A 26,335-nucleotide genomic window follows, 5' to 3' on the forward strand; every position below is an offset into this window, starting at 1 on the left:
AATGAATAAAGAACTATTAAAAACTGGATTTTCGAATTTATGTACAGCTAAAGCAATGGCTGAATTATATGAAGAGAACTTTAAATTGGTGTCAAAATATGTCCACGCTACCTCACGAGGACATGAAGCCATCCAAACGGCTCTTGGTATGCAGTTGTTGCCGCAAGATTATGCTTTTCCATACTATCGCGATGATGCCATGTTATTGGCATTTGGATTGAAACCTTATGACTTGATGTTGCAATTATTAGCAAAAAAAGACGATCCATTTTCTGGAGGTAGAACCTATTATTCTCATCCAAGTTTAAAAGATCAGGATAAACCAAAGATACCGCACCAATCATCGGCCACTGGAATGCAGGCTATTCCAGCAACTGGCGTCGCTATGGGCATGCAATACTTGGAAAAGCATGAGCTTGATAATCCGATTCTTGATACAGAAACTCAAAAGCAGTCGAAGCAAGTTCCTCCTATTACGGTATGTTCATTAGGTGATGCATCAGTTACCGAAGGAGAGATTGCTGAAGCCTTTCAAATGGCAGCATTAAAGCAAATGCCTATTTTATATCTGGTGCAAGATAATGGCTGGGATATTTCGGCAAATGAAGCTGAAACAAGAGCACAAAACGCCTTCGAATACGCTAAAGGTTTTCATGGTCTTGAAGCCATTTCAATTGATGGTGCCAATTTTATAGAAAGCTATCAAGCACTTGAAAAGGTGATAGAGACTATCAGGAAAGAAAGACGTCCGTTCTTGGTCCATGCCAAAGTACCACTCTTAAATCATCATACCTCTGGTGTTCGCATGGAATGGTATCGTGATGATTTGGATGAAGCGAAATCTAGAGATCCTTATCCTGTACTAAAACAGCAGCTTTTAGATCATGGTTTCTCCGATACAGAGGTTTCTCAAATAGAAGAAGTTGCTAAGAACAATGTGCAAGCCGATTTTGAAAAGGCTTTGAAAGCTGAAGACCCAAAAGCTGAAGATTTATATACGCATGATTTTGCGCCAACTCCCATTTTAGAAGAAAAAGGTGTACGCGCACCGGAAGGTGCTGATAAGGTGGTTATGGTGGATTGTGCACTGTTTGCAGTGGAAGAACTTATGGCAAAGCATAAAGCATGTTTATTGTATGGACAAGATGTTGGTGGTCGCTTAGGCGGTGTATTTAGGGAAGCTGCAACCTTGGCACAGAAATTTGGCGATAGTCGCGTATTTAACACACCTATTCAAGAGGCATTTATTGTTGGATCAACAGTAGGCATGAGTGCTGTTGGACTTAAACCCATTGTTGAGGTGCAATTTGCAGATTATATTTGGCCAGGGCTCAATCAATTATTTACCGAAGTAAGTCGAAGCTGCTATTTATCTAATGGGAAATGGCCTGTGAGCATGATTCTTCGTGTTCCTATTGGTGCTTATGGCAGTGGTGGACCTTATCATTCATCATCTGTTGAAAGTGTCGTTACTAACATTAGAGGAATTAAAATCGCTTACCCGAGTAATGGTGCTGATTTAAAAGGTTTGATGAAAGCTGCCTATCATGATCCTAATCCTGTCGTGATTTTAGAACACAAAGGATTATATTGGAGTAAGGTCAAAGGAACACAAGGAGCAACGTCTGTGGAACCCGATGAGGATTACGTTTTACCTTTCGGAAAAGCTTGGTTACTACAAGAAATATGGAAGCAAGAGGCTGAAGAGACCATGACCATTATTACTTATGGTATGGGTGTACATTGGGCCTATAATGCTACAGGTGAATTAGGCCTTCGTGACCGAATTGAGATTGTTGATTTACGCACATTGTATCCATTAGATGAGACGACCATAATGACTTCCGTAAAGAAAACAGGCAAGTGTTTAGTTGTGACGGAAGAACCTTCAAATAATAGTTTTGCGAGAGCATTGGCAGGAAAAATACAAGAGCTGTGTTTTAAGTATTTGGACGCACCAGTGATGACTATTGGCAGCGAAAATATGCCTGCAATTCCTTTAAATGGGACCTTAGAAGAAACGATGATTCCGTCTTCAGAAAAAGTAAAGCGGAAGATCGAGGAATTAATGGCGTATTAGTAAAAAATTTTTAATTTAATGCCTTGAATTTTGTATATTGAACCTCTAATTCATTAATTTATATCATGAAAAAACAACTCTTACTCTTAACTTTTGCATGTTTTTTATTTGCAGGAACTCAAATATCGTTTGCACAGGCTAAATCCAAATCACAAATTGAATCTGTAAACAATGATGCCAGTTCTGCTAAGAAAAATGCAGATAAGGTGATTCAAATGTTGGAAAGATCGGCAAAGTTAGATGCGAAGCAGAAAGCTCAAGTCTATGATATTTACAATGCCGTAGATAAAAAAATGCAAGGAATTGACGCGGTTAAAGATCCTGCGGAAAGAGCTCTTAAAAAAGAGAAAATGCAGAATTATATCAACTCAAAATTGAAGCAGGTTTTATCGTCTGAGCAATATGAAATTTATATGAAAAAAGTATCGGCGAAGTAATTCGTCTTTAGCAAACAAAAAAAAAGCGACCTAAAAGGGTCGCTTTTTTTATATGTTGTACTCAGATAAAGGTTTCGTAAATTTTTCTGGATCTGCAGCCAGATGGTATCTTGGGTCGTCAATATCTTCAACAATGACTTCTTTAAATTTGGCACTCGCTTTGTACATGAGTCGCTTGCAATCTTCACTTAAATGCTTCAGTTTGATAGACTTCCCTTCGGCCTCATATTTATGAACTAAATTGAATATAGCCTCTAGCGCTGAATGATCACTCACGCGAGACTCAATGAAGTCGATTTCAACATGCTGCGGATCATTCTTAACATCAAATTTTGAATTAAAATTTTGGATGGAACCAAAAAATAGAGGTCCCCAAATCTCATACGTTTTTGTACCATCAGCTTGTATACGTTTACGTGCTCTAATCATGGTAGCATTTTTCCAAGCAAACACCAATGCTGAAATTATGACGCCAGCAATAACAGCAATGGCAAGATCTTTCCAAACAGTAATAGCAGATACTGCAATTAAAACTAAGGCATCAGATAAGGGGATTTTTCTTATGATTCTGAAACTACTCCATGCGAATGTACCGATGACCACCATAAACATGACACCTACTAAGGCCGCAATAGGAATTTGCTCAATCAATGGTGCACCGAATAAAATAAAACATAATAAAGCAATGGCGGCTACAGCTCCGGACAATCGTCCGCGACCACCAGAATCTACATTGATAATCGATTGTCCGATCATTGCACAACCACCCATGCCACCAAATAGTCCGTTTAATATATTCGCACCACCTTGTGCCATACATTCTCTATTTCCATTGCCTCGTGTTTCCGTAATTTCGTCAACTAAATTTAAGGTCATTAATGACTCTATTAAACCAACAGCAGCTAAAATAATTGCTGTAGATATGATCAAACTCCAATGCCCTGAAAGTGAACCGAACAATCCGAAAATTTGATCTTGAAACGTCGGTAAAGAACCTTCCAAGCCGCTTCCTCCACCTTCACGAATAAAGGAGCCCACAGTACTTACCTCGATACCTCCAAAGATAGTGATGCAGGCAACAGCGATAATCGCTATAAGAGCTGCTGGAATTTTTTTAGTAAGTTTAGGTAAACCATACATGATAGCCATGGTAAGTCCGATAAATGCCATCATGGTCCAGAATGTTCCGTTTGAGAACAATGCTGAAAACCACTCTGAAGTATCATTGATAAATGAAATATCTTTAGGAACTACATTTGGGAATAATCGTAATTGAGAAAGGAAAATTACGATGGCTAAGCCGTTAACAAAACCCATCATTACTGGATGCGGAATCAATCGAACAAATTTCCCCAACTTGAAAACTCCTGCCAAAATTTGAATTCCGCCCACTATGAGCAAAGTGATAAACAACCATTGAAGTCCTAAGTTTTCTGTTGGATTTTCGAGAGTCATTCCAACCTCATTTCCTTTTTGTATCAGGTGCACCATGACAACTGCCATAGCACCTGTTGCGCCTGAAATCATGCCAGGTCGACCTCCAAATAGAGAGGTTACAATCCCCATCATAAAAGCACCATAAAGACCTACCAACGGATCCACTCCTGCAACAAACGCAAAGGCTACAGCTTCAGGGACTAATGCTAGGGCAACCGTTAAGCCCGATAAAATATCGTTTTTAGGGTTTTGGGTGAAGTTTTTTCTTGTTTCTTGACCTAATATCATAGTACTTGTTTTAGAAGTCGGCAAATATAGGGTTTTAGAAATGAAGAATAAAATGATTAGGTTTTACAAAAAAAAGCACCAACATGATAATGCTAGTGCTTTAGAAAACCGATAGAATTAATTTTTTGATTCTGGCGGATATTTTTTCATGACTTCTGAAACAAACTCTTTAATACGCTCTTCCTTTTTTTCCATATTTTTCGATAGATAGCCTGTTCCCATTCCTTGCCAAATGAGTTCTTTCTTTTTGGTATCAATTAAATCGATAAAAAGAGTGCCTTCAGATCGTGTCGTAACTGTTGGTTGGGTATTCCAACCCCAGCCCAATCCTGGACCAAAACCGCCCCAACCCCAAGCGCCAACGCCCCAGTTGTTGTTATAGACAGAAACTCTTTCTTGTGATTTGGTGAAAATGCTTACCAAAATATCTGGGTTTTCAGATTTGGTATACCCTTGAGCCAATAGTTCAGACTCAATAGCTCTTAAGATTCTTCTTTTATCTAGGTCACTGATTTCAGCTTTATCGATACCAGTTTTAAAAAACGCAAACGTTTTGTAGTTGTCAAAATTAGCGCTTTTATCATAATCTGCAGCGACTTTTACAGAGCTGCATGACGTCATGAACACAGTCACGAGCAATAGTGGTAGTAGTTTGAATAAATTTTTCATTTCTTTTTCTTTTTATTTGAGTTAAAATAACGAGTCCCAAAGTTTTTCATCAACGGTATGAGGAAGTGTCACCTGTAAATTAGGTTCAACCTCCATGGCACGTTTAATCGCAAAAATTGCCTCATCATTTCTAGCCCAGCTTCTCCTGGCAATTCCATTGTTAACATCCCAAAACAACATTGATTTTAAGCGTCTTTCAGCTTCTATACTACCATCAAGAACCATACCAAAACCACCATTTATAACCTCTCCCCAACCAACACCACCTCCATTGTGGATACTGACCCAAGTTGCACCTCTAAAACTGTCACCAATCACATTGTGAATAGCCATATCTGCAGTAAAGCGCGAACCATCGTATATATTACTAGTTTCTCTATAGGGCGAATCAGTTCCAGATACATCGTGATGATCACGACCTAAAATCACAGGACCAATATGACCTGCAGCAATAGCATTGTTGAACGCTTCCGCTATTTTCATCCTACCTTCTGCATCTGCGTATAAAATTCTTGCCTGCGAACCAACCACGAGTTTATTTTCTTGAGCCCCTTTGATCCATTGAATATTATCACTCATTTGTTGCTGAATTTCTTCAGGTGACTGTAATTTTATTTGCTCTAAAATTTCACAAGCAATGGTATCAGTTTTTTGTAAATCTTCTGGCTTGCCTGAAGCGCAAACCCATCTAAAAGGTCCAAAGCCGTAGTCGAAACACATAGGTCCCATAATATCTTGTACATAGGAAGGGTATTTAAAATCAATACCATTTTCAGCCATGATATCTGCACCAGCCCTTGAAGCTTCTAAGAGAAAGGCGTTTCCATAATCAAAGAAATAGGTGCCTTTTGCAGTGTGTTTGTTGATGGCTGTGGCATGGCGACGCAAACTTTCTTGAACTTTCAATTTAAATTGTTCTGGATCATTGGCCATCATGTCATTAGCAGCTTCGAACGATAGATCTGCTGGATAATAGCCACCAGCCCATGGATTGTGAAGTGAGGTTTGATCACTGCCTAAATCGATTTGAATGGACTCCTCGTCAAATTTTTCCCAGACATCCACAATATTCCCTAAATAAGCAATTGAAATGGTTTCTGATTGTTCTTTCGCCTGTTTAACTCTTGAAACTAGAGCATCTAAGTTTGTGATTTTTTCATCAATCCAACCTTGATCCAATCTTACTTGTGTAATTTTAGGATTGACTTCGGCGCAAACAGTAATACATCCTGCAATGTTACCAGCTTTTGGTTGCGCACCAGACATGCCTCCTAATCCTGAAGTGACAAAAAGATGGCCCTTCGGAGTCTTTTTTATTTTTCTGAATCCATTCAACACTGTGATTGTTGTGCCATGAACAATGCCTTGCGGACCAATGTACATATAACTTCCCGCCGTCATTTGTCCATATTGGGTAACACCTAAAGCATTAAATTTTTCCCAATCATCGGGTTGAGAGTAGTTGGGAATCATCATACCATTTGTGACTACAACTCTTGGAGCCTCTTTATGACTTGGAAAAAGTCCCATGGGATGACCAGAATACATCACTAAGGTTTGTTCGTCTGTCATTTCTGATAAATACTTCATTGTGAGTCGGTACTGCGCCCAATTAGAAAAAACCGCTCCGTTTCCACCATAGGTAATGAGTTCATGAGGGTGTTGAGCTACGGCGTCATCTAAATTATTTTGGATCATGAGCATTATCGCTGCGGCTTGATGACATTTGGCAGGGTATTCTTCAATAGGTCGCGCATATATTTTGTAATCTGGACGAAAACGATACATATAGATTCTTCCATAACGACGTAGTTCGTTCTTAAATTCTGGCAATAACAATTCGTGATGGGATTTTTCAAAATATCGAAGGGCATTTTTTAATGCTAACTTTTCTTCTTCGACTGATAAAATGGCTTTCCGTTTTGGTGCATGATTGATGCTATCATCATACGGTTTTGGGTAAGGAAGCTTATTAGGAATACCTTCTTTGATTTGATCTTTAAAAGATAATGTCGATGTATGCATTAGTTTGTTTTTAAATTGTTTTTATCAAAACCGTAAGGACAATGTCTACAGCCGCTTTCGCAACAATAACCTCTTTTTAAATGATATTGCTCTGTAAAACAGCGATAGCCCTCAGGAGTTAGATAATAATCACCTTCCTCAATTGGAATAATCTTCTTCATGTCACAAAGATAATGTAAATTGGAGAGATTTTTGAAAGCACGTTAATATGGTTTTAGTTTCAAAATATTTGGTACCTAAAGGGTATGTAGGGATGACTATTTTTCCATTTATTTTGTTGAAAGATTATCGATTAAAAAAGGACCGTGTTTTAATGAACCATGAGCGCATTCATTTACGACAACAACTTGAGTTATTGATGATACCTTTTTATGTGTTTTATGTGTTGGAGTTTGTGATAAGGTTGATACACAAACGCAATTGGCGACTTGCATATTCAAGTATTTCATTTGAAAAAGAAGCTTATAGCAATGAAAAAAGCCTTGATTATTTAAAATCAAGGCCATTTTGGAGTTTTATAAAGTATTTATAATTTGATAACGACTTTTTGAATTTTTTGTTTTTGATTACTGAGAATGGCTTTAACTATGTAGGCGCCATCAGAAAAATTCAATCGGTTTAAAGTCAATTCATGTGCATTAATTGCTGTTTTATCAATAAGGACTCTACCAAATAAATCATAAACTATCACACGATCGATTAAATCTCTATTGGATTGTACTTTAATAAACGCTCCTTTAGGAGCCATAATGGTAATTAATGCACTATTCTCAAACTCGCTCAAACCTAAGGTGTCCTCTGTGTATCTTAATATAAATCTGTCATCCAGATTTCCTAAAATCGTTTCAGTAAAAGTGTAAGGTGCATTTTTAAGATCATGAATAATATTAAGTTCAAGATCCTCTAAGTATACATTTTGATCACTTGCGAACAACCCATCAATGCCATGGATGGCAATGGTGTGATTTCCTGGTTCTTCAATCAACATTCCAATCGGTACTTGATCATAAACATCTAAAGGATAACTTCTACCTTGAATAATATAAGGCTCATTTCCAATTAGAGAATATATACTTTTCCCGGTTCCGCCTATGGTTGAAGCATCATATAGTCGGTCATCACTATTGGTTGCTCCTTGAACATAAGCCACGAGCGTTGTACTAGTAATTTCTGACGGAGAAATTAAGTCTAACCATATTCTATCTTTAGGAATCGTTGTGGTGCTGTTGTAGTCGCTATTGGTTCTGAAAAATTGATCATTACCATATGTACTACTTCGCATGGCATTGTTGAATGTAAGATTCTCGTTGGTAGAAGCATTTGGTGATTCTTCCATTAGAACAAAGAACCCTTGGCCTGATCCGATATAACCATTAAAGCCATTTTGAACCGAAGGACCACTTAAGTTATATTCTAAATAATCTGAAATGTTATAATTGTAAACATAGTTGCCATAAAAAGGACTTCCAAATCCTTGTTGTACTCTAGTTCCATGAGTCCATAAATAGACTGTGCCATCAATGACATCATTTCCAGCAAAAGACAGGAAAGCGTTGGCATCAAGTGCGGAAGGATAAGGGTTTCCGACCAAATTCCAATTGTCATCATCACTAGTTACAGGACCGCCTTGATCCACATAATTGGAGCCAGTGTAGGTTCCTCTATTAATGGCCTTACTAATTGTTCCATTATTTGGTACACCTGTAAAATTTGCTGAATACCATGCAGGATTTACAATGTCATACGCACTAGGGCCGCGTATAATGTATCCTTTTCCTGTTTGCATATTTCCAGTAACATTGACCCATTCACCGTAGTCATTAGGAACATTTTGTGGTGGCGGACCATCAGGTCTATCAATGGTAGGTATCCATTCACTAATTAAAGTTGCAGGTGTTGTTGGAGATACAGACGATAACGGGTAATTAGCAACAGGAGTAGACCAATACACATAATCTTGTCTTCTAATATTGGTATCTCTTCGCATGGTAATTTCTCCAGAATTGGCCACATCATTCACTTGGATTAAACTCCCTGTATCATATTCAAACCCATCTAATAGGAAAGTACCTCCTGGTTCAACAGTAACTGCATCTTGAACAGTGATTGTACCACTTGGTCTAACTAATAAATTTCCTCCAATCTCTACCGTTAAATTAAAAGCATTGGCATCTGTGGTATTAGAAATTATACACTGAATCCCGTTATTTGGAATGATGACACAGTCGGTACTTGTTGGAACACCTACAGGTGTCCAGTTATTCGCGTTATTCCAATCGGTACTAGCAGAGCCATCCCAAGTTTTGCCGCCAGAAATAACCACACTTCCGGTAAGGCCCGTAGGGTCAGCGATACAATTTATATCATAAGCATCTGTAAGCGAGTAAGTGGTCGCACCAGATGGTGTGACGCTGAAGGTGTATGGAGATGACGTTATGCCATTTATAGTAACGGGTGTTACACCATCGGTGTAAGTAAAACTCCAAGGTTGCGCACCTGTAAAAGTAACCGTAAGATCGACAGTTCCACCACAAGCTGATCCCGATCCAGATAGGTTCGCAGTTGGTAATGGTTCGATAACAAAATCTACAGGGACACGAGTTGCTGGACTATTAGCACAAGCAGAATAAAAGGTGTATGTTCCTGCTGTATTGGTATCTGGCAATCCAGAACCTGCTACTCCAACTGGATTGAAAGGTGATCCTGTACCTATAGCGGTACCACCAGTTGCAGCTGTATACCATTCAATACCCGTAGGAGGACCTGAAACATTCCAAGTAAAACCAGAGGTAATAGTGGTGCTAGCAAAATCGTAAACTGTTGTAATCAAGGTATAAGTGGTTCCTGCGGTTAAATTAGCAGTTAACATGGCTTCCAGTCCCGGTCCATTGTCATCATCACCAGTAATCCATGTACCTGTAGCACAAGAACCCGGAGTGAATGCGGTTGGTGTATTGGTTACAATATAACCCATGCAATCAAATCCAGAGTTCGAAGTAAAGGAGTAAGTACCAGACACCGTGACTGTAAAATCCACGGTGGTATAGTTCGAGGTAAGAGTGGCATCAAAAGCACAACCATCTGCATCATCAATAAAAATAATTGGGCGGTTAGCAATTGGGTCGGTTGCGGCATTAAGATTACCAGTTATGGCATCACCTAAACTCGTAGTTCCATTACATGATATACCAGATGTGATTGTGCCGCTACCACCTTCACAAATAACAGGAGGTGTTGGCGACGTCACACAAATATCAAACGTCCCGTTATTATTGTTTCCATATTCCCAAAATCTGATATACAAAACTTCGCCTGGCGTTCGTCCAGTTAAAGTGATTAAAGACATAGCGCCATTAGGGCTGTCATCATCGTCACATTCAATAAGTGATAAAGCACCACAACTTCCTGAATATATGGCCATACCACTATCGGTTATGACCCCTGTTTGACTATCTACCGTAATTTCACCACTAGATGGTACGGTAACTGTAAACCAGACATCGCCTCCGGAATAAAAAGCACAGCCTGGACTACCTACACCGCTATCGAGTGCACTTTCAGTCGTGTAGGTCGCATAGTTGCAAACCGTATCAACTGTTAACGTTATGGCACCAGCACAAGTGTCGTTAACAGGAGGTGGTGGAGGTGTTCCAACACAAATATTAAAGTTTGTTTCATCATTTGAATTGTTGTAAAAACCGTAAACACGCACATAATAGGTATTTCCTATTGTTAGTCCTGTGAGATTAAGCGTGTTTGGGTCACTATCGTTTTCTAATACTAATGCGGCACAACCTGAGGTGCCATCATAAACTCCAAAGGCCATATCTGTACTGCCGTTTACGGCTACAACATTTTGAAGTGACACTTGATGGGCTGAACTTGTCGCAACGAAACTAAACCAAACATCATTATTTGGAGTTCCTATAACATCATCGGCTTGTGCTGAGGCTGTTGCTGAAACGGTTGTTCCTGGAGTTGTGTTTCCACAGTTTAAATCGGTATTAACGCTCAAACCAATAGCATTCACACATTCGTCATTCGAGGGTGGCGGTGGTGGCTGTGAAGAACATATATTGAACGTGCCGTTGTTATTATTGCCAAGCTCCCATACTCGAATATATAAAGTTTCGCCTGGCGTTCTGCCAGTTAAGGTAATGGCAGACATATTGCCATTTAGACTATCATCATCATCACATTCAACTAAGGTTAGTGCGCCACAAGTACCAGAGTAAATGGCCATTCCGCTATCAGTCATCACGCCAGTATCCATGTCAATGACGATATTACCACTTGCTGGTACTACGGTTGTAAACCAAACATCACCACCAGAGTATCCGGCACAACCAGGTGCTGGCACACCAGAACTCGCTGTGGCAGATTCATTGGTATAAGTGCTAAACGAACAAGTAGCGTTATTCGGTAACGCAATAGCATTACAAGGTTCGTCATTTGAAGGTGGCGGAGGTGGTGTTCCTACACAGATGTCAAAATTGGTTTGGGCGCTTCCTGCACCTGCTACCCAACCATAAACTCGTATGTAATAGGTGACTCCTACGGTTAACCCACTTAGGTCTAGTGTGTTAGGGTCGCTAGTCGCCTCAAATGTTAAAGCGCCACAGCCCGAGGAGCCATCATAAACACCCATACCCATATTTGTAGAGGCACCAACAATGGCCACAATGTTTGTGAGACTTACTTGATGCACCGTACTTGTTGCTACAAAACTAAACCACACATCATCATCAGGCGTTCCTGTAACGTCATCGGCTTGAGACGAGGCCGTCGCATCCACATTGGTTCCCGCCGTTACTACACCACAAGCTAAATCTGCATTAACGGTTAGGCCAATAGCGCCTGTACAGTCATTATTTGGAGGTGGAGGAGTTGAGGTATCTGATATTATTGAAATGTTATCAACGGCTGCTGGTGGATTAGAACCTGTATTGTTATTATTTCTCCACTCAAAAACTAACCGAAAGGTAGTGCCAGCGAAAGAGGCAGGAATTGTGAGGTTGACGTTCGTCCAATTTGTTTGACCACTGTAATTAACGCCAAGTTGCGTTGAGCTTGGAGCCGCTGATAAAACGGTCGTGGCATAACTTGGTACATAACTAGTTGGAGCTGCCCAAACCTGCATGAAATCAGATCCATTTTGACCAATACCTACCCAATCAAAATTTAACGTTATTAAATCTTCACCAGCAGGTACTGTAATGTCTCTGTACATATGTACAACCCTATTGGTGCCAAAATTGTACGTATGTGTTGGTGGTGCTCCATTAGCATCATCGGTTATGTAGGCGGCTCTTGCTCCTGAATAACCTGCCTGTGCACCTGTGTTGATGGTCCATTGATTTCTATTGTTTTGTGGAGGATTGTCGTTCAACCAACCATTGGCGGCAAAGGTGGTGCCGCTTTCAAAGCCACCATCACCCGTTGGGTCGAGCAAGGTCGTTTGAGCTTCTGAATAAAAGCTGACACAGAAAATACTTAGAATGGTAATAATGGGTAATCGAGGGATGTGCTTATAAAAGACATTTGAAAGTAATCTTTTAATCATAATCTATATGTTTTAATAATAACTTTACCATTCCTTAAAAATGGCTAGGGTAATTGTAGATGTTATTAGCTATAGATTTGGGGATAAACAGGGTGTTAAATTATTAAAAATAATAATAATTTTAACATTTTTTTAAATAATTATTACAATTTTAGTTAACATGTTACAAATAACAGATTATATTAACCAAAAACTAAGTCATCAACTAGACTTAAAGCCCGATTATTTGAATCATGCCTATGTTTCTGGTAATAAGTATCGTAAGCTAAAATATAACCTTTTTGAGGCAAAAAAACAAAATGTCAAAACCTTGCTTAGTTTTGGTGGTGCCTATTCCAATCATATAGCCGCCTTAGCAGCTGCTGGGCAGGAGCTAGGTTTTCAAACCATAGGTATTATCAGAGGCGATGAACTGGCTGCCTCTTATCAAGACAATCCGACCTTGCGCTTTGCGGAATCTTGTGGCATGGTACTTAAATTTATATCACGAGCAAAGTATCGCAACAAGACAAGTTCCAGTATGCTAAAAGAATTACGATCAGAGTTTGATGATTTCTATCTGCTTCCAGAAGGCGGTACCAACACCTTGGCTGTTAAGGGATGCGAAGAAATCCTCAATAAGGACGATGCAATCTATGATTTTATTTGTTGTCCTATTGGGACTGGCGGCACTATTTCTGGGATCATAAATTCAGCATTGCCACATCAAAAAATTCTTGGTTTTCCTGCATTGAAAGCTGATTTTTTACAAGAAGAAATTACTAAATTTGCATGCCTGTCGAATTGGGAGTTAATAACGAATTATCATTTTGGAGGTTATGCAAAAACCGATGATGCCTTAATCGCATTTATCAATGATTTTAAAAGAACGCATCAAATTCCGTTAGACCCAATTTATACTGGTAAAATGATGTTCGGAATTAATGATTTGTTACAACAAGGCTTTTTTCCGAAGCATTCAAAAATATTGGCAATTCATACTGGCGGATTGCAAGGTATAATAGGAATGAATCAAAAATTAAAGCAACAAAATAAGGCTTTAATCGTTTAAAATTTTATGAAAAGAATACTAATCGTTTTACTTGTGGGTTTGGTCGTTTTTAGTTGTGGATCTAAAAAAAGGATAGTGACTAAAAAAAAGCGCGCTGAGCCAGAGATTGTTCAGCCAACTACAAAAACAGAACCAGCAAAGGAACCTGTCTCGATAATAAGTAAACCAACAGGGACCGTTTTAAATGCTACGGAACAATACATCTTAGATTATCATTTAATCGCTATGGAGGAAATGCGCAAGTATAAAATACCTGCGAGTATTACTTTGGCACAAGGGATTTTGGAATCTGGTTCAGGCAGAGGTCGTCTTTCAGTAGAAGCTAACAACCATTTTGGAATCAAATGTCATGGCTGGAGCGGTAAGAAAATTTATCACGATGATGATCGTTCACAAGAGTGTTTCAGAAAGTATGATCATGCCAAAACATCTTTTGAAGATCATTCTGATTTCTTGACTTCAAGAGGCCGTTATGCGAATTTGTTTAAACTTCGTGAAAATGATTACAAAGGTTGGGCCAAAGGGTTGCGTGCCGCTGGATATGCAACAGATAGAAAGTATCCTGATAAACTCATAAGTCTTATAGAGCGTTATCAATTAGATCAATACGATGATATGGTGCTTCATGGTGTAAAAACTACGAAATCAGTAGACTTACCTGAACTAGAAGTGGTTAGTCATAAGGTGGTTAAGGGAGATACGCTGTATTCATTATCAAAACGGTATGATACTACGGTTGAGGAACTGAAACGTCTTAATGGCTTAAAGAACAATGACCTTTCTCTTGGTCAAATGCTAATTGTAAAATCAAATTAATATGTTATATCAACGTAGCAGTACGTTATTTAAATCTGCGGAAACAGTCATTCCTGGTGGTGTAAATTCACCGGTTAGAGCTTTTAAGGCGGTTGGAGGTACTCCTATTTTTGCAAAATCAGCTAAAGGTGCCTATGTCTACGATGAAGATGGCAATCGTTTTATAGATTACATCAATTCTTGGGGACCAATGATTTTGGGACATGCCTATGAACCAGTGGTCGATGCCGTTATCGAGAAGGCAAAACAGGGGACTTCTTTCGGGATGCCAACAGAAATAGAAACTAAAATTGCCGAATTAGCGGTTTCGATGGTGCCTAATATCGATAAGATCAGGTTTGTGAATTCAGGAACCGAGGCTTGTATGAGTGCTGTAAGATTGGCCAGAGGTTATACTGGTAAAGATAAAATTATCAAGTTTGCCGGTTGTTACCATGGTCATAGTGATGCGTTTTTAATTCAAGCGGGTAGTGGTGCTGTTACTTTTGGTAGTCCTAACAGCCCTGGTGTTACTCAGGGCACTGCGCGAGATACACTTTTGGCTACCTATAATGATATTGATCATGTGAAAGCATTAGTGGAAGCCAACGAAGGAGCCATCGCTTGTATTATTTTAGAACCAGTTGCTGGTAATATGGGATGCATTCCACCAAAAAATGATTTTCTGAAACAATTACGTGTGCTTTGTGATCTTCACGACATACTTCTTGTGTTTGACGAAGTGATGACAGGTTTCAGACTTTCCAGAGGTGGTGTTCAAGAACTTTATGGCGTGGATGCTGATATTGTCTGTTTCGGAAAGGTGATAGGTGGTGGATTACCAGTAGGCGCATTTGCCGCTCGTAATGAAATTATGAGTCATTTAGCACCTTTAGGAAACGTGTATCAAGCAGGAACACTCAGTGGAAATCCATTAGCCATGGCAGCGGGATTAGCGATGTTGACTGCCATTGATAACGATCAAGCACTTTTTCAACGCTTAGAAGAAAAAACCCGTTATTTACATGAAGGATGTGCTCAAGCCTTGACTAAATTTGGGATCACTCATACGATTAATAGAAAAGGCTCTATGATATCCATTCATTTTACTGATGAAGCCGTTGTTGATTTTGCATCTGCAGCCAAAGGTAATAATGAGAGCTTTAAAGCCTTTTTTCATGGCTTATTAAAGGAGGGAATCTATATTGCGCCTAGTGCTTTTGAGACCTGGTTTATTACAGATGCCTTGACTTATGCTGACCTCGATGAAACCATAAAAGCTGTTGAAAAAGTAGCACAAACCTTATAAAAATAGAAAAGCGACCATTTTGGTCGCTTTTCTATTTTTATAGATGTCTTAAAGATTAATTTCGAAACGTTGCCAAGTATTTTTCGTATTGCTCGTCTGTCAAAATTTCTTTTAGTTCTTCGTCAAATTTGTTATTGATTTTTTCTAAGCGTTCGGCATTTAATTCTACTTTATCACTGATCTTTTTGTAAGCAATAGCATAGTTACGATAAGCTTCGTAGACATCTTGCATTTTGGCTTGTTCAAACTTGATCACTTTTCTTAGCTCTTTTGTCTTTGTATTCGCTTCTGCATTAATCTCTAAAGTGTTTTGTGCAGATAATGTTTGGGCGCTAAAGAGAAGGGCTAAAGCAAATGCGCAAATAGTAACTATTTTTTTCATGGTCTTTGTAGTAATTAATTCAACAGGATTTAAAATTAATCAATTTTGTGATAAAAAAAAGCATCGATTACAAAAATCGATGCATTGTTGATAAATCAGACGAATAGATCACATTTAGTGCCTTTGTTTCCCTTTGTGTTTGTTTTTCCCTTTGTGATGTCTTCTGCTTTCTATCTTTTCCCATTTTTGGAATTGTTCCTCAGACAAAATAGATTTCATTTGTTGTTTAAATGCTATTTGTGCATCTAAGCGCTCATTCTTCATTTTGTAGCGCTCTTCTTTAGAAAGTTTTTCTAATGCTCCGCTTTCCTTCTTTTTTTTATGAGCTTCCATTTTTGCCTTTCTACTCTTGGCCTCATCTAGTATTAGCGCTTTGACCTCATTCTGTTGCTTATCTGATAAGTCCAGAGCTAAGGTTAATTTTTTAGATTTCAAGGTTGCCATTTCCTCAGGAGATACGTCTTGCAATTTTGCCATACGTTCTTTTCTCATTTCATTGGATGCACGTTTCTTTCCGTCTTGGGCAACTGCCTGAAGCGTTGTAAAAGCAATTGCAATTAAAAATAATTTCTTCATGTGTTTCGTAATTAAATATGTTATTGTTTTTTAATTGATACTGCTTTGACTTTAGATTTGGATTATGGTTTAATAAGCGCTTAGATTTTAACCTCTAATTAACATTTTGAGCTTTGGTGATAAGATCTAACGTTGTCTTGTACAGATCCCTTTGTTCCATTTTGCTTTTTAGCCAAGCATAAAAGCTCATCACAAAAATGTCTTCTTGTTGCTCATTTACCCAATCAAAGGCGAGCTCAACTCGCTCCTTAAAAGCGGTGGTTTTTACAATATGAGGTTGTTTGTAATAGGTATTTACGAAATTCAGGTATACAATAACTCGATCTTGATTGATGGCCTTTAAATACTTATAATAAGAGCGTTTAAAACTTAAAAATCGAGAATCTGCCAAGTCAATTTCCCCTAATTCGATATATAGGATGATTTCCGCTAAGTTCTTTTTGATTACCCATTCTTTTCCAGCTTTTTCTGCGTAATAGTTATCGGTGTGATAAAATTTAGCGTAAAGGGATTTTGCTTTTTTCAAGTCGTTTTTTTGCATGTAAAACATGACCAAACTTAAATGAATATCAAGAATACTTTCGGTATCTACGTGTTTTTCGGTTTTGACGGATTCGAGTAGATCAATAGCTGCTTCTTGATGACCTAAATAGTTTTTATTGAGTGCCATTAGCAAATAATATTTCAGTTTGAAGGCGGTTTCATATTTACTGCGTTGTTGCTTCATGAGCTTCCGCATTTGTTCCAAAAAATCGATCGATTGATTGAATTTTTTGTTTCGAAATAACGTGTTGGCAATCATATAAACTACTTCTATGTGGTATATGAGCTGTTTGTCTTTAGTCTTGTGTTGATGGATCTTTTCGTAGGTCGCCAATAGAAATGGTTCAATCTTTAAATAGTCCTTATTCACAAAGGCTGAAATACTCACAATGGTCATTAGCTGGTAAAGCGATTTGAATGAAAAAGCTTGCGATAGATCAATTTGGTGTTCTTTTAGCACGTTGTTGAGTATGGTTTCGAAATCGAGAACTTTGCCATTATAAGTCATATCGCTAAGCGTTTGTCGCACTTTTGCGTAGACTAAATTCAATTCCTCTTCCATAGCATGTTGTTTTTGATTTCTTCGGAAGCTGGTAATGACATCGTTTAGATCTATCGATGGATTGAGATAAGCGTATTGGATCTTTGTGTGATAAATTTCATTGAGGATCGGAAATAGCTGATATTCTTGCGCAAGACTTTCCGCTTTGTCTAAAACATCATAGGCTATTTTAGGTTCTTTGTGAATCAGAAATGTTCTAGAAGCCAGAATGTATTTGATAACTTTCATGTCTACGGAGTTTTCTTCAGCTAAACTTCGATTGGCTATAAAGTCAATAAGTGATTGGTAAAGACGCTTACGAAGCGCATGATAAGCGCCTTTTTTATGACTGTTGTATATCTTAAAACAAATATCATTAGAACTCAATTCATTTTGTGCTAGCAGCTTAAAAAGTTGAATGTTTTTGGTGTCATTTCGCTTGTTGTTTCTTTCGAGTAACGCAATAAAACGCTGTTCCTCTTCTGGAGTTAGTATCTGAATTATGGCTTTAAGGTCTGTCATTTTATCGTCAGTATATTGTTTCCTATGTTAGTAATTATAAAGGTAATGTTAAATTATTAAATAAATAAATCGTCAGTAATATTTTAAATCTGTATTGAGGATGTGAGAGCTTCGTATCATATTTGTAACCTAATCAACAAAGCAAAAAAATGAAACAGTATTTGAAAACCACCGTCATTATTATGTGTCTTGGAATCATAGTTATTTGTTCGAAATCGATTCAGAATTATGCTTCTCAGAACTATGAATATTACATAAATCAGTTGGCAGGAAACACCTTAGCCAATACCAATCCGATAGGACTTTAGAATGCAACTCAAAAAAGTTAATACGGCTTTCTTAGTAACTACTGGCGTATCTGTAGTGGTGTTCATCTACCTAGTGTTTCTAGGCTATGACGATATCAAAACACTAAAGGATCTCGTTAAAATCGTTGCATCCGTTTTGTTTCCACTACCATTGTTGTTTTTTGTTCGTTTTGTACTTATAGAGCATATCATGCCAGAAAACACGGATGAGTATAAGTTGGAAAATCAAAGACCAGCAACCATTCTTCTCGTTGTGACCGTGATTATTGGTGTGTCAGTTATGAAAATCTTGGAATGGATCACAGGTCAAAAATTAGAAGATCATCTCATCGTTGCGCATTTAATAAATTCCACAACCATCAGTAGTTATGTCCTTAATTATTTGTTATACAACAACTTGAGAGCTAATGGGATTTTAAGCGGTATGCTACTCGCATTAGCTGTCCATGTATTTTTTATATCCGCTTAACCAAAACTAATTGTTAAATCATCAAAACTTTTTAATTATGAATCCAATTATGCAACCTCCAAAACCCAAAACAGATGCTCATAAACGTGAGTTATTGTTTACATTTCAATCCATTATCGTGACTGGTTTGTTAGCTTTTACAGCTATCGCTTTTTTCTTTCAATTCAATTTAAGAATTGAAAAGGGAATCAAAGTCATTTTTGCGCCATTTTTGTCTGTAGTACCCTTGCTATTTATTCTCTCCATTTTAAGGGATTTGCGAAAGGGATTTAAAGATGGCAATTATACCAAGGATGAAATACTCAAATTTTGCCTTATAACTATTGGTATAACCGCCATGTTCACAGGAATCACTTATTTAATGACTAAGATTGACGCTCTTGAAATCCTATTGGCCGCCATTATGGCGATTCTCAGCATGGTGTTTTTTATGCGCAGTAAAATAAAGGATGTTCTGGGAATGAGCATCATTACAGGTATAGCAGAAGGCATCATTATTTATATGATTTTTTTGTTTTGATGATGGTTGAATTGTAACCCTAAACCTTTCAGGCTGTAAGTCTGGAAGGTTTAAAATATGCATTAGTTATGAAACCAAAACTCACCACCTATTTAATTGACTATTGGAACTCTCAATTGACGAGACCGATTTCTGATAGAACGCGATGGCTAGAAATTATGGCTGTAATCGTCACAGGTACAGGGAAATTTGTATTTATGGATTATCTCAATTGGCGATTGCCATATGTAGTCATTGTCATTCTTGCATGGTCAACATATGTCGTGTTGAGATATAGAAAAAATCCACTTGTATTGCAAGATTGGGGATTTCGAAGGGATAATTTTAAATCGGTACTGTTTATGATTATGCCATTCGTGATTCTTGCAGTGATATCCTTCTTTGTTATTGGATATATACAAAACACGCTAAACTTAAGTTGGCACCTATTACCTTTGCTTGTCACGTATCCTATTTGGGGAACGATTCAACAATTTTTAACGATTGCTTTGGTTGCGGGAAACTTGAGTACAATGAAATCTATAAGGCTGAAGAATTGGCTGGTAGTACTAATTACAGCTGTGGTGTTTTCCTTAGTTCATTATCCGTCGATTTGGCTAATAATTGGCACCTTCACACTTGCATTGGTGTACACGTCTGTTTATTTGAAGGCAAAAAACTTGTATGTTTTGGGTCTATTCCATGGCTGGTTGGGTGCTTTGTTTTATTACACTGTTGTTAATCAAGATCCATTTGCAGACGTGTTTTTGAAGTATTTTCATTAGCACTAGCACTCACAAATTTTTCCTATCTTGTTAGAACAAAATTCTTGAAATGCCTTATTGGTTATCCACAATTATCACTGTTTTAATAATTTATATCGCGATTAGTATTGCGTTGTATTACTTGCAGGATTATATGCTTTTCAAGCCTGAAAAGCTGCCTGCCGATTTCCAATTTGATTATGAAAATCAGGTAACCAAGGAGTACAACTTAGAAACACGCGATGGTGCCACCATTAACGGTTTGCGTTTTTTTCCTAAAGGAGAAAGCAAAGGTGTTGTGTTATACCTAAAAGGTAATTCAAAAAGCATTAAAGGTTGGGGAAAATTTGCCGTAGACTTTACCAGGCATGGTTATAATGTGCTCATGGTTGATTATCGAGGCTTTGGAAAAAGTACGGGCAGACGTACTCAAAAGGCTATTAAGCGTGATTTACAATTGGTATATAATAAGATAAAAGAAAAAACAACTGAAGACCGCATTATTCTTTACGGACGCTCATTGGGCTCAGGTTTCGCAGCAAAATTAGCTTCCATGAATCATCCTAAAATGTTGATATTAGATGCACCCTATTATAGCCTCACAAAAGTGACTGCGCGTTATGCACCATTTATGCCTTTTTCGTTACTTATGAAATACCCATTACCGACTTATAAGTGGCTAAAATATGTGCAATGTCCAATTCATATTATTCATGGAACACACGATAAGTTAATTCCATTTAAAACCAGTGTAAAATTGTCTAAAGTGAACCCAAAACTCACGACATTACATACGGTCATTGGAGGTGGTCATAAAAATCTTAATAATTTTGAATCCTATCATCAAATGTTGGATGATATTTTAAATAAAACCCCTAAAACCATCGATTTAGAAACTACAAGTATCCATGTCATACACAGTTCAAAACCCACTAAGAAAAAAGCTTAAAAAAGTAGTTAATCTACTTTTGATTTTATATGTTATGATAGGCACATCACTTTATTTTTTACAAGAAAAAATACTGTTTCTTCCAACAGTTTTAGCACAAGATTACCAATACGAATTTAAGTATCCATTTGAAGAGTTGTTTCTAGAGCCTGACAAAGATGTGCAGATCAATGCGATTCATTTTAAGACTCAAAATCCTAAGGGAGTGATCTTCTATTTACATGGAAATGCTGGTGATCTGAGTCGATGGGGAACAATTACTGAATTCTTTGTCGCCAAAGATTATGATGTGTTTGTGATGGATTATCGTAGCTACGGAAAAAGTACTGGTCCACTTAATGAACAGGCCTTTTATGATGATGCACAATTTTGCTATAACTATCTTTTGCAACACTATTCAGAAGCTGATGTCACGATTTATGGGCGATCATTAGGAACAGGAATTGCGACGTATTTGGCATCCAAAAACCAGCCGAAACAACTCATTTTGGAAACACCTTACTATAGTATACTAGATGTGGCAAAACATCGATTTCCAATTTTTCCAGTGTCGGTTTTATTAAAATATAAGTTTCCATCCCATCAATATATCAAAAATGTGACTTGTCCCATTGCTATTTTTCATGGCACAGCAGATAGTGTGGTACCTTATTCTTCTGCAGAAAAGTTACATATCGTTGCGCCTTCTGAAAGCACCAAATTCATTACTTTAGAAGGTGGAAGTCATAATAATTTGGTGGAGTTTGAGCAATATAGAAAAGGAATTGAAGATATACTAAAATAAAAAAAAGCTCCAGATATCTCTGAAGCTTTTTTTTGTATAATTATAAACTTATATCCTAGCCATTCGGATTTAATATCGCATCAATACGTTCTAAAGCATCAGCAATATGAATTCTACTCATAGCATCTGCACCACGAGCGGATCGCAACTGGCTTCTTAAAGACTTTAACTCAGCTCTTACAACGGCTCTAATATCAGATTGGCTTGTGTTAACAGCTGTGGCTTTCATATAGGGACTTCTCGTACGTCCACTTTGGTTTTCAGCGGTCATTAAGTAAGCTAATCTATCGATGTGAGCACGCTGTAAATTACGTCTGTAAGTATCTATTTTCTCACCCGTACGCAATTCGCTCCAAATGCCCTGGCGAAGATCTTTCATCATGTCTGTAAGTGCGTAAGCATTGTTGTCATAAGTATGAGCTTCTGTTAATCGCTGCATTTTACCTAAACTTAAAATATTATTAAGGGTTCTCACTTGTAGCGAACGTATACGATCTACAGACCCTGAATATTCTATACGATCAAAAATATTTTTATTAATTAACCAGTCTGGTGTTGTAAATAAATTCTCTTGTAAGAATGCCATGGCACGTTCTTGATGATCTTTTGCTACAGGTGTATAAACAACGCCTTCTTGATCGGCGGTTTTGTAGTATTCATAAACACCACCAATATTATTAGAAACATGGCCCATATAACGATTAAATTGTGATACCACATGACCGTACATTTCTTGTAAGTCATCATAATCCTCACCGTCTTCTGTAGTCCAATCAATTAAATTTGGTACAATACGTTTTAGGTTTTTGATACCGTATTCACTAGCGAGCATAGCATCGTCTCCTAAGTCTTCTGTTTGAGAGCTAGGGTCGTGAATATCTCCAACCTGTTGATGGCCAAATCGGTACATTGGATCACCTGCATGCTCCATAATCCATTCGTTAAGAATAGGTTTTTCCTCCTCAGCACTTTTATCTAAAATTGGTTTATAACCCCAAGCAATGGCATATTTATCGTAAACACCAATATTTGGCATGAGTGCAACACCTTCATCGCCTGGCTGTGCCACATAATTAAAACGTGCATAGTCCATAATAGATGGTGCTGTTCCGTATTTTTGAGTGAATTCAGCATCGCGAAGTTTTTCAACTGGATAGGCAACACTACTTCCCATGTTATGAGGTAAACCCAAAGTGTGTCCAACCTCATGCGCTGAAACAAATCGAATAAGACGTCCCATTACTTCATCCTTAAACTGTGGACTTTGAGCATCTGGATTGATAGCTGCAGTTTGAACAAAGAACCAACCACGCAATAAGGACATCACGTTATGATACCAGTTAATGTCACTTTCAAGGATTTCACCGGTTCTAGGATCACTCACGTGAGGACCATTGGCATTAGGAATAGGAGACGCCAAGTAACGTACCACGGAATAGCGAACATCTTCAGGAGTCCACTCTGGATCTTCCTCTACAGAAGGTGGGTCTTTGGCTATAATAGCCTCTTTAAATCCTGCGGCTTCAAAAGCGACTTGCCAATCTTCAATACCTTGTTTGATATATTTACGCCATTTAACTGGTGTTGCTCTATCGATATAATAAACAATTTGTTTTTTAGGAACAACCAATTCACCTCGTTTGAATTTTTCAATATCTTCGTCTCTTACTTCTAATCTCCAACGATCTAAATAGGTCAAGCTTTTACTTTTCTGATCCTCTTGACCATAATCTGTCGTACTGCTAGTAAACCACCCAACACGTTCGTCGAAATAACGACGTTTCATTGGGTTGTCTGGTAACAAAATCATAGAGTTATTAATTTCAATTGAAATGGATCCAGTACTAGAATTGGATGGTGGATTACCAGCCGCATAGGTTTTTACATGTCTCGCCTCAATGTTTCTTGGGTAACTTTTGATGCTTTCAATAAAGGACTTGTCACTCTCCAATCGTGAAACCTTGTATGGTGATCTTCTAAATTGCGGTAATCCTAACGATTTTACATCCTTCTCAAATAAAGGAGATGCATCAATGACAGTACTTGTCGAGTCTTTACTAAACGCAGCAATAGGAAACGTAAAAAGCACAGGTTCAAAATTAGAATTGGTCACTGCTTCATTCACTGGTAGTGAATCTGCAGCAGTCACATTATATGAAACAACACGAAGAATGACTTTTTTATCTTTTTTCTGCCAGCGCAAAACTTGCTCGTTTTGCTTTCCGCCACCAAAACCTAAGCCACTAGCCGTTTTAGAAATTCGCGTTACCATAAGCATCTCTCTATCAAATAAAGAGTCAGGAATTTCGTAGTAGTATTTATCGTCTAAGGTGTGTACAGTGAACAATCCTTGATCACTTTTTGCATCTTTAGTTATGACTTTGTCATAAGGTTTAGGGTCATTTTTACCGGGTTTTTTTCCTGGTGGTTTAGCTGTTGTTGAAGCTGTTTTGGATGAGTTTGCCTTTTTTGAAGTTGAGCAGGAAACAGCAACAAAGAATACCGAAGCTACCAAAAGTAGCTTAATAGAAAATTGTTTCAATGTAGTTGATTTTTAAATTAGTCTCCTAAAATAAGAAATCTGTGCTTGGCATGAAAAAAGTAGGAATGCTTTTAATACTATTTTAACGAATATGGTCTGTAAAATTCTATAAAAAAAGCCACTTTGAAGTGAAGTGGCTGTGTGAATGATATCTTATGGTCTTTTATTCCAAGGAATTAATGTAATCAATCATAAGAGCGACACCTTCGTCATGCAAAATTGTCGTACCAATGTAAGGCATCCCATATTCTGGAATGGTATTTTGAATTCTAGCTAAAATACTATTACTACTTTCCATAATATTAGACTCTCCGAAGGGTGTTTCATAGGATAATCTTAAGTTAGATTGTTCTTCACAAAATCCTCCAGAAATATGGCAATGTGCGCAATTCATATCCATATATGCTCTCGCACGTCTATCTAAAGTGACAGAGTCATCTTCCCAATTTGGTAGGGCATCTACAGTTGAAGGATCAGCTAAACCTTCCAATAAATTCAAATCAATTAACGCTTGTAATTGATTTGATCCGTTCACTTCAAAATTAAGTGACCTTAATTTCGGTCCTATAGGTGTAGTTGCACCATTCGAAATATGACATACAGTACAATCCGTACTCGATGGAATTTCGTAATTGATACTCTGTGATTCACCTTGAGCATTAATCCATGTGACAGGAACAATAGCGCCTGCAGTATCTAATACGGCATCTGTTTGAGCATCGTTCCATTTATAATTACCTGTTTCCCAAGATCCATTTATTTTTATAAGAATTCTTGTTTCTATAATGTGTTGCCCTTGTGACAAATCGGTATCATCGTTGTTATAGAAAAATGTTTTGGCAATTAAGGTATTGTCTGGGAATAGTGGGAAACCATTACCATTATACGTTAATTTTTCACCGTTAGGTAAAACAATTAACCGTTGTTTTGTTGCGTAATCAGTAAATAACTTTGTGCTCAGTTCATAGTTGAAAGCATAGGGTGAAGGATCAAGGTTAGCTAAATCTCCTACGAACAAATTCAATTCTGAAAGTGTTGGTCTAAACTCAGGAATGACAGGAATCGCTAAGGTTGTAAAACTTTGAACTTCTGTATTGAGACTCAAGTTGCCTTCAAAGCAAATCACTCTTACGTAGACATCGTACTGAGTTGTTGGATTTAAATCGGTGATTTCAAGCGTCGTTTCTCCAGTGTTAATAATGGTTCCGGAACCCACAGTAAAACCTGAAAGACCATATTCAACCTCATAAGAATCTACGTTGTTTATGGTGTCTTCCCAGGTTATGGTTGCTGTTGTGTCTGATATCAAACTTACAGTCACATTGGTGACTATTTCGCATGGCGTTACAGAGGTTGTGAAACTGTGTATCTCAGAATACATGCTCTCATTATTTTCAGAACAAACCGAAATAATATATACATCGTAACCCGTGTTGGATTGTAGCGCTGTAAGTGTTGTTGTAGCAGTTGTTGCAGTCGTTTGTGTTCCAGATCCGAGCGCGAAACCAGAAACACCATATTCTACAATATAGGATCCAGAATTATCGGCATCGTTCCAAGTGATGGTTGCCGAAGAATTCGTTATTGCGCTTGAAGACACATTGGTCACGCTTTCACAAGCTTCGACCATATCATCATCATTTTTACAGGCTATAAAAACGCTAGCAATTAAAATTAAAATATAGGCTTTTTTAAGCATTTGGGTTTATTTTTCTGATTAATAGCTGATAGCGAATGTAATAAAAATCTTTTTTAGCAAAACAATATTTCGATATGAAGTTTATTTTACCCTTTGAAATCCC

Annotated in this window: 22 protein-coding genes; 12 read left to right on the forward strand and 10 right to left on the reverse strand. The window is 37.8% G+C overall.

Features of this window, described 5'->3' with window-relative positions; all coding sequences use genetic code 11:
• The first annotated feature begins 1 nt into the window (after nt 1).
• A complete protein-coding gene (locus ACU8DI_RS13830) occupies nt 2–2,080 on the forward strand; it encodes an alpha-ketoacid dehydrogenase subunit alpha/beta (RefSeq protein ID WP_447113378.1) in 2,079 nt (692 codons plus the stop codon).
• A gap of 65 nt (nt 2,081–2,145) precedes the next feature.
• Nucleotides 2,146–2,517, forward strand: a complete 372-nt coding sequence (locus tag ACU8DI_RS13835; RefSeq protein WP_447113379.1) for a hypothetical protein — start codon at nt 2,146–2,148, stop codon at nt 2,515–2,517.
• A 48-nt stretch (nt 2,518–2,565) separates the two neighbouring features.
• Here ACU8DI_RS13835 and ACU8DI_RS13840 read toward each other — a convergent pair whose 3' ends face one another.
• The 4 genes from ACU8DI_RS13840 to ACU8DI_RS13855 all read right to left on the reverse strand — a co-directional run bounded on the left by ACU8DI_RS13840 (nt 2,566) and on the right by ACU8DI_RS13855 (nt 7,097).
• Nucleotides 2,566–4,242: a SulP family inorganic anion transporter gene (locus tag ACU8DI_RS13840; RefSeq protein ID WP_447113380.1), complete on the reverse strand. Its 1,677-nt coding sequence runs from the start codon at nt 4,240–4,242 to the stop codon at nt 2,566–2,568.
• Between the two features lie 117 nt (nt 4,243–4,359).
• Nucleotides 4,360–4,911 (reverse strand): DUF4136 domain-containing protein, encoded by a 552-nt coding sequence (locus ACU8DI_RS13845; RefSeq protein WP_447113381.1) that lies wholly within the window; start codon nt 4,909–4,911, stop codon nt 4,360–4,362.
• Nucleotides 4,912–4,932: 21 nt separating this feature from the next.
• Nucleotides 4,933–6,936: a urocanate hydratase gene (locus ACU8DI_RS13850; RefSeq protein WP_447113382.1), complete on the reverse strand. Its 2,004-nt coding sequence runs from the start codon at nt 6,934–6,936 to the stop codon at nt 4,933–4,935.
• Nucleotides 6,936–7,097: a DUF5522 domain-containing protein gene (locus ACU8DI_RS13855; RefSeq protein WP_447113383.1), complete on the reverse strand. Its 162-nt coding sequence runs from the start codon at nt 7,095–7,097 to the stop codon at nt 6,936–6,938. The genes ACU8DI_RS13850 and ACU8DI_RS13855 overlap by 1 nt, the downstream gene beginning before the upstream one ends.
• Nucleotides 7,098–7,144: 47 nt before the next feature.
• Between ACU8DI_RS13855 and ACU8DI_RS13860 the strand changes: the two genes are divergently transcribed.
• A complete protein-coding gene (locus tag ACU8DI_RS13860) occupies nt 7,145–7,468 on the forward strand; it encodes a hypothetical protein (RefSeq protein WP_447113384.1) in 324 nt (107 codons plus the stop codon).
• Here ACU8DI_RS13860 and ACU8DI_RS13865 read toward each other — a convergent pair.
• Nucleotides 7,463–12,499, reverse strand: coding sequence for a T9SS type A sorting domain-containing protein (locus tag ACU8DI_RS13865; RefSeq protein ID WP_447113385.1), 5,037 nt, complete (start codon nt 12,497–12,499; stop codon nt 7,463–7,465). The two genes, ACU8DI_RS13860 and ACU8DI_RS13865, sit on opposite strands and share 6 nt — an antisense overlap.
• Nucleotides 12,500–12,659: 160 nt before the next feature.
• Here ACU8DI_RS13865 and ACU8DI_RS13870 point away from each other — a divergent pair, with 160 nt between their 5' ends.
• Genes ACU8DI_RS13870 through hemL form a run of 3 tightly spaced genes read left to right on the forward strand, consistent with a single transcriptional unit; the run spans nt 12,660 to nt 15,654 of the window.
• On the forward strand, nt 12,660–13,550 hold the full coding sequence (locus ACU8DI_RS13870) for a 1-aminocyclopropane-1-carboxylate deaminase/D-cysteine desulfhydrase (RefSeq protein WP_447113386.1): 891 nt from the start codon (nt 12,660–12,662) through the stop codon (nt 13,548–13,550).
• Nucleotides 13,551–13,556: 6 nt separating this feature from the next.
• Nucleotides 13,557–14,366, forward strand: coding sequence for a glucosaminidase domain-containing protein (locus ACU8DI_RS13875; RefSeq protein ID WP_447113387.1), 810 nt, complete (start codon nt 13,557–13,559; stop codon nt 14,364–14,366).
• 1 nt (nt 14,367) lies between these two features.
• Nucleotides 14,368–15,654 (forward strand): glutamate-1-semialdehyde 2,1-aminomutase, encoded by a 1,287-nt coding sequence (hemL, locus tag ACU8DI_RS13880; protein WP_447113388.1) that lies wholly within the window; start codon nt 14,368–14,370, stop codon nt 15,652–15,654.
• 55 nt (nt 15,655–15,709) lie between these two features.
• Here hemL and ACU8DI_RS13885 read toward each other — a convergent pair whose 3' ends face one another.
• The 3 genes from ACU8DI_RS13885 to ACU8DI_RS13895 all read right to left on the reverse strand — a co-directional run bounded on the left by ACU8DI_RS13885 (nt 15,710) and on the right by ACU8DI_RS13895 (nt 18,218).
• On the reverse strand, nt 15,710–16,036 hold the full coding sequence (locus tag ACU8DI_RS13885; protein ID WP_447113389.1) for a hypothetical protein: 327 nt from the start codon (nt 16,034–16,036) through the stop codon (nt 15,710–15,712).
• Between the two features lie 114 nt (nt 16,037–16,150).
• A complete protein-coding gene (locus tag ACU8DI_RS13890; protein WP_447113390.1) occupies nt 16,151–16,612 on the reverse strand; it encodes a hypothetical protein in 462 nt (153 codons plus the stop codon).
• 94 nt (nt 16,613–16,706) lie between these two features.
• Nucleotides 16,707–18,218: a hypothetical protein gene (locus ACU8DI_RS13895; protein WP_447113391.1), complete on the reverse strand. Its 1,512-nt coding sequence runs from the start codon at nt 18,216–18,218 to the stop codon at nt 16,707–16,709.
• A gap of 149 nt (nt 18,219–18,367) precedes the next feature.
• Between ACU8DI_RS13895 and ACU8DI_RS13900 the strand changes: the two genes are divergently transcribed.
• From ACU8DI_RS13900 to ACU8DI_RS13925, 6 genes are all read left to right on the forward strand, one after another.
• Nucleotides 18,368–18,526 (forward strand): hypothetical protein, encoded by a 159-nt coding sequence (locus ACU8DI_RS13900; protein ID WP_447113392.1) that lies wholly within the window; start codon nt 18,368–18,370, stop codon nt 18,524–18,526.
• Between the two features lies 1 nt (nt 18,527).
• Nucleotides 18,528–18,995 (forward strand): hypothetical protein, encoded by a 468-nt coding sequence (locus tag ACU8DI_RS13905; RefSeq protein ID WP_447113393.1) that lies wholly within the window; start codon nt 18,528–18,530, stop codon nt 18,993–18,995.
• A 37-nt stretch (nt 18,996–19,032) separates the two neighbouring features.
• Nucleotides 19,033–19,515 (forward strand): hypothetical protein, encoded by a 483-nt coding sequence (locus tag ACU8DI_RS13910; protein WP_447113394.1) that lies wholly within the window; start codon nt 19,033–19,035, stop codon nt 19,513–19,515.
• Nucleotides 19,516–19,583: 68 nt separating this feature from the next.
• On the forward strand, nt 19,584–20,279 hold the full coding sequence (locus ACU8DI_RS13915; RefSeq protein WP_447113395.1) for a hypothetical protein: 696 nt from the start codon (nt 19,584–19,586) through the stop codon (nt 20,277–20,279).
• Nucleotides 20,280–20,328: 49 nt separating this feature from the next.
• Complete coding sequence (locus tag ACU8DI_RS13920; protein WP_447113396.1) at nt 20,329–21,207, forward strand: alpha/beta hydrolase; 879 nt, start codon at nt 20,329–20,331, stop codon at nt 21,205–21,207.
• A gap of 34 nt (nt 21,208–21,241) precedes the next feature.
• Complete coding sequence (locus tag ACU8DI_RS13925) at nt 21,242–21,991, forward strand: alpha/beta hydrolase (protein WP_447113397.1); 750 nt, start codon at nt 21,242–21,244, stop codon at nt 21,989–21,991.
• A 55-nt stretch (nt 21,992–22,046) separates the two neighbouring features.
• On the opposite strand, the gene ACU8DI_RS13930 is transcribed toward ACU8DI_RS13925, so the two are convergent.
• Entirely contained in the window at nt 22,047–24,533 is a 2,487-nt protein-coding gene (locus ACU8DI_RS13930; RefSeq protein ID WP_447113398.1) for a zinc-dependent metalloprotease, read from the reverse strand.
• Nucleotides 24,534–24,696: 163 nt separating this feature from the next.
• Nucleotides 24,697–26,232, reverse strand: coding sequence for a fibronectin type III domain-containing protein (locus ACU8DI_RS13935; RefSeq protein ID WP_447113399.1), 1,536 nt, complete (start codon nt 26,230–26,232; stop codon nt 24,697–24,699).
• Between the last annotated feature and the right edge of the window lie 103 nt (nt 26,233–26,335).

The organism is Psychroserpens sp. BH13MA-6, assembly GCF_052983595.1.

Coding starts and splice junctions, on each gene's coding strand:
- ACU8DI_RS13920 (WP_447113396.1), top strand. CDS start 20,329: ATGCCTTATTGGTTATCCACAATTATCACTGTTTTAATAATTTATATC.
- ACU8DI_RS13905 (WP_447113393.1), top strand. CDS start 18,528: ATGCAACTCAAAAAAGTTAATACGGCTTTCTTAGTAACTACTGGCGTA.
- hemL (WP_447113388.1), top strand. CDS start 14,368: ATGTTATATCAACGTAGCAGTACGTTATTTAAATCTGCGGAAACAGTC.
- ACU8DI_RS13865 (WP_447113385.1), bottom strand. CDS start 12,499: ATGATTAAAAGATTACTTTCAAATGTCTTTTATAAGCACATCCCTCGA.
- ACU8DI_RS13850 (WP_447113382.1), bottom strand. CDS start 6,936: ATGCATACATCGACATTATCTTTTAAAGATCAAATCAAAGAAGGTATT.
- ACU8DI_RS13890 (WP_447113390.1), bottom strand. CDS start 16,612: ATGAAGAAATTATTTTTAATTGCAATTGCTTTTACAACGCTTCAGGCA.
- ACU8DI_RS13840 (WP_447113380.1), bottom strand. CDS start 4,242: ATGATATTAGGTCAAGAAACAAGAAAAAACTTCACCCAAAACCCTAAA.
- ACU8DI_RS13845 (WP_447113381.1), bottom strand. CDS start 4,911: ATGAAAAATTTATTCAAACTACTACCACTATTGCTCGTGACTGTGTTC.
- ACU8DI_RS13900 (WP_447113392.1), top strand. CDS start 18,368: ATGAAACAGTATTTGAAAACCACCGTCATTATTATGTGTCTTGGAATC.
- ACU8DI_RS13910 (WP_447113394.1), top strand. CDS start 19,033: ATGAATCCAATTATGCAACCTCCAAAACCCAAAACAGATGCTCATAAA.
- ACU8DI_RS13915 (WP_447113395.1), top strand. CDS start 19,584: ATGAAACCAAAACTCACCACCTATTTAATTGACTATTGGAACTCTCAA.
- ACU8DI_RS13875 (WP_447113387.1), top strand. CDS start 13,557: ATGAAAAGAATACTAATCGTTTTACTTGTGGGTTTGGTCGTTTTTAGT.
- ACU8DI_RS13870 (WP_447113386.1), top strand. CDS start 12,660: ATGTTACAAATAACAGATTATATTAACCAAAAACTAAGTCATCAACTA.
- ACU8DI_RS13830 (WP_447113378.1), top strand. CDS start 2: ATGAATAAAGAACTATTAAAAACTGGATTTTCGAATTTATGTACAGCT.
- ACU8DI_RS13855 (WP_447113383.1), bottom strand. CDS start 7,097: ATGAAGAAGATTATTCCAATTGAGGAAGGTGATTATTATCTAACTCCT.
- ACU8DI_RS13835 (WP_447113379.1), top strand. CDS start 2,146: ATGAAAAAACAACTCTTACTCTTAACTTTTGCATGTTTTTTATTTGCA.
- ACU8DI_RS13925 (WP_447113397.1), top strand. CDS start 21,242: ATGATAGGCACATCACTTTATTTTTTACAAGAAAAAATACTGTTTCTT.
- ACU8DI_RS13885 (WP_447113389.1), bottom strand. CDS start 16,036: ATGAAAAAAATAGTTACTATTTGCGCATTTGCTTTAGCCCTTCTCTTT.
- ACU8DI_RS13895 (WP_447113391.1), bottom strand. CDS start 18,218: ATGACAGACCTTAAAGCCATAATTCAGATACTAACTCCAGAAGAGGAA.
- ACU8DI_RS13860 (WP_447113384.1), top strand. CDS start 7,145: ATGGTTTTAGTTTCAAAATATTTGGTACCTAAAGGGTATGTAGGGATG.
- ACU8DI_RS13935 (WP_447113399.1), bottom strand. CDS start 26,232: ATGCTTAAAAAAGCCTATATTTTAATTTTAATTGCTAGCGTTTTTATA.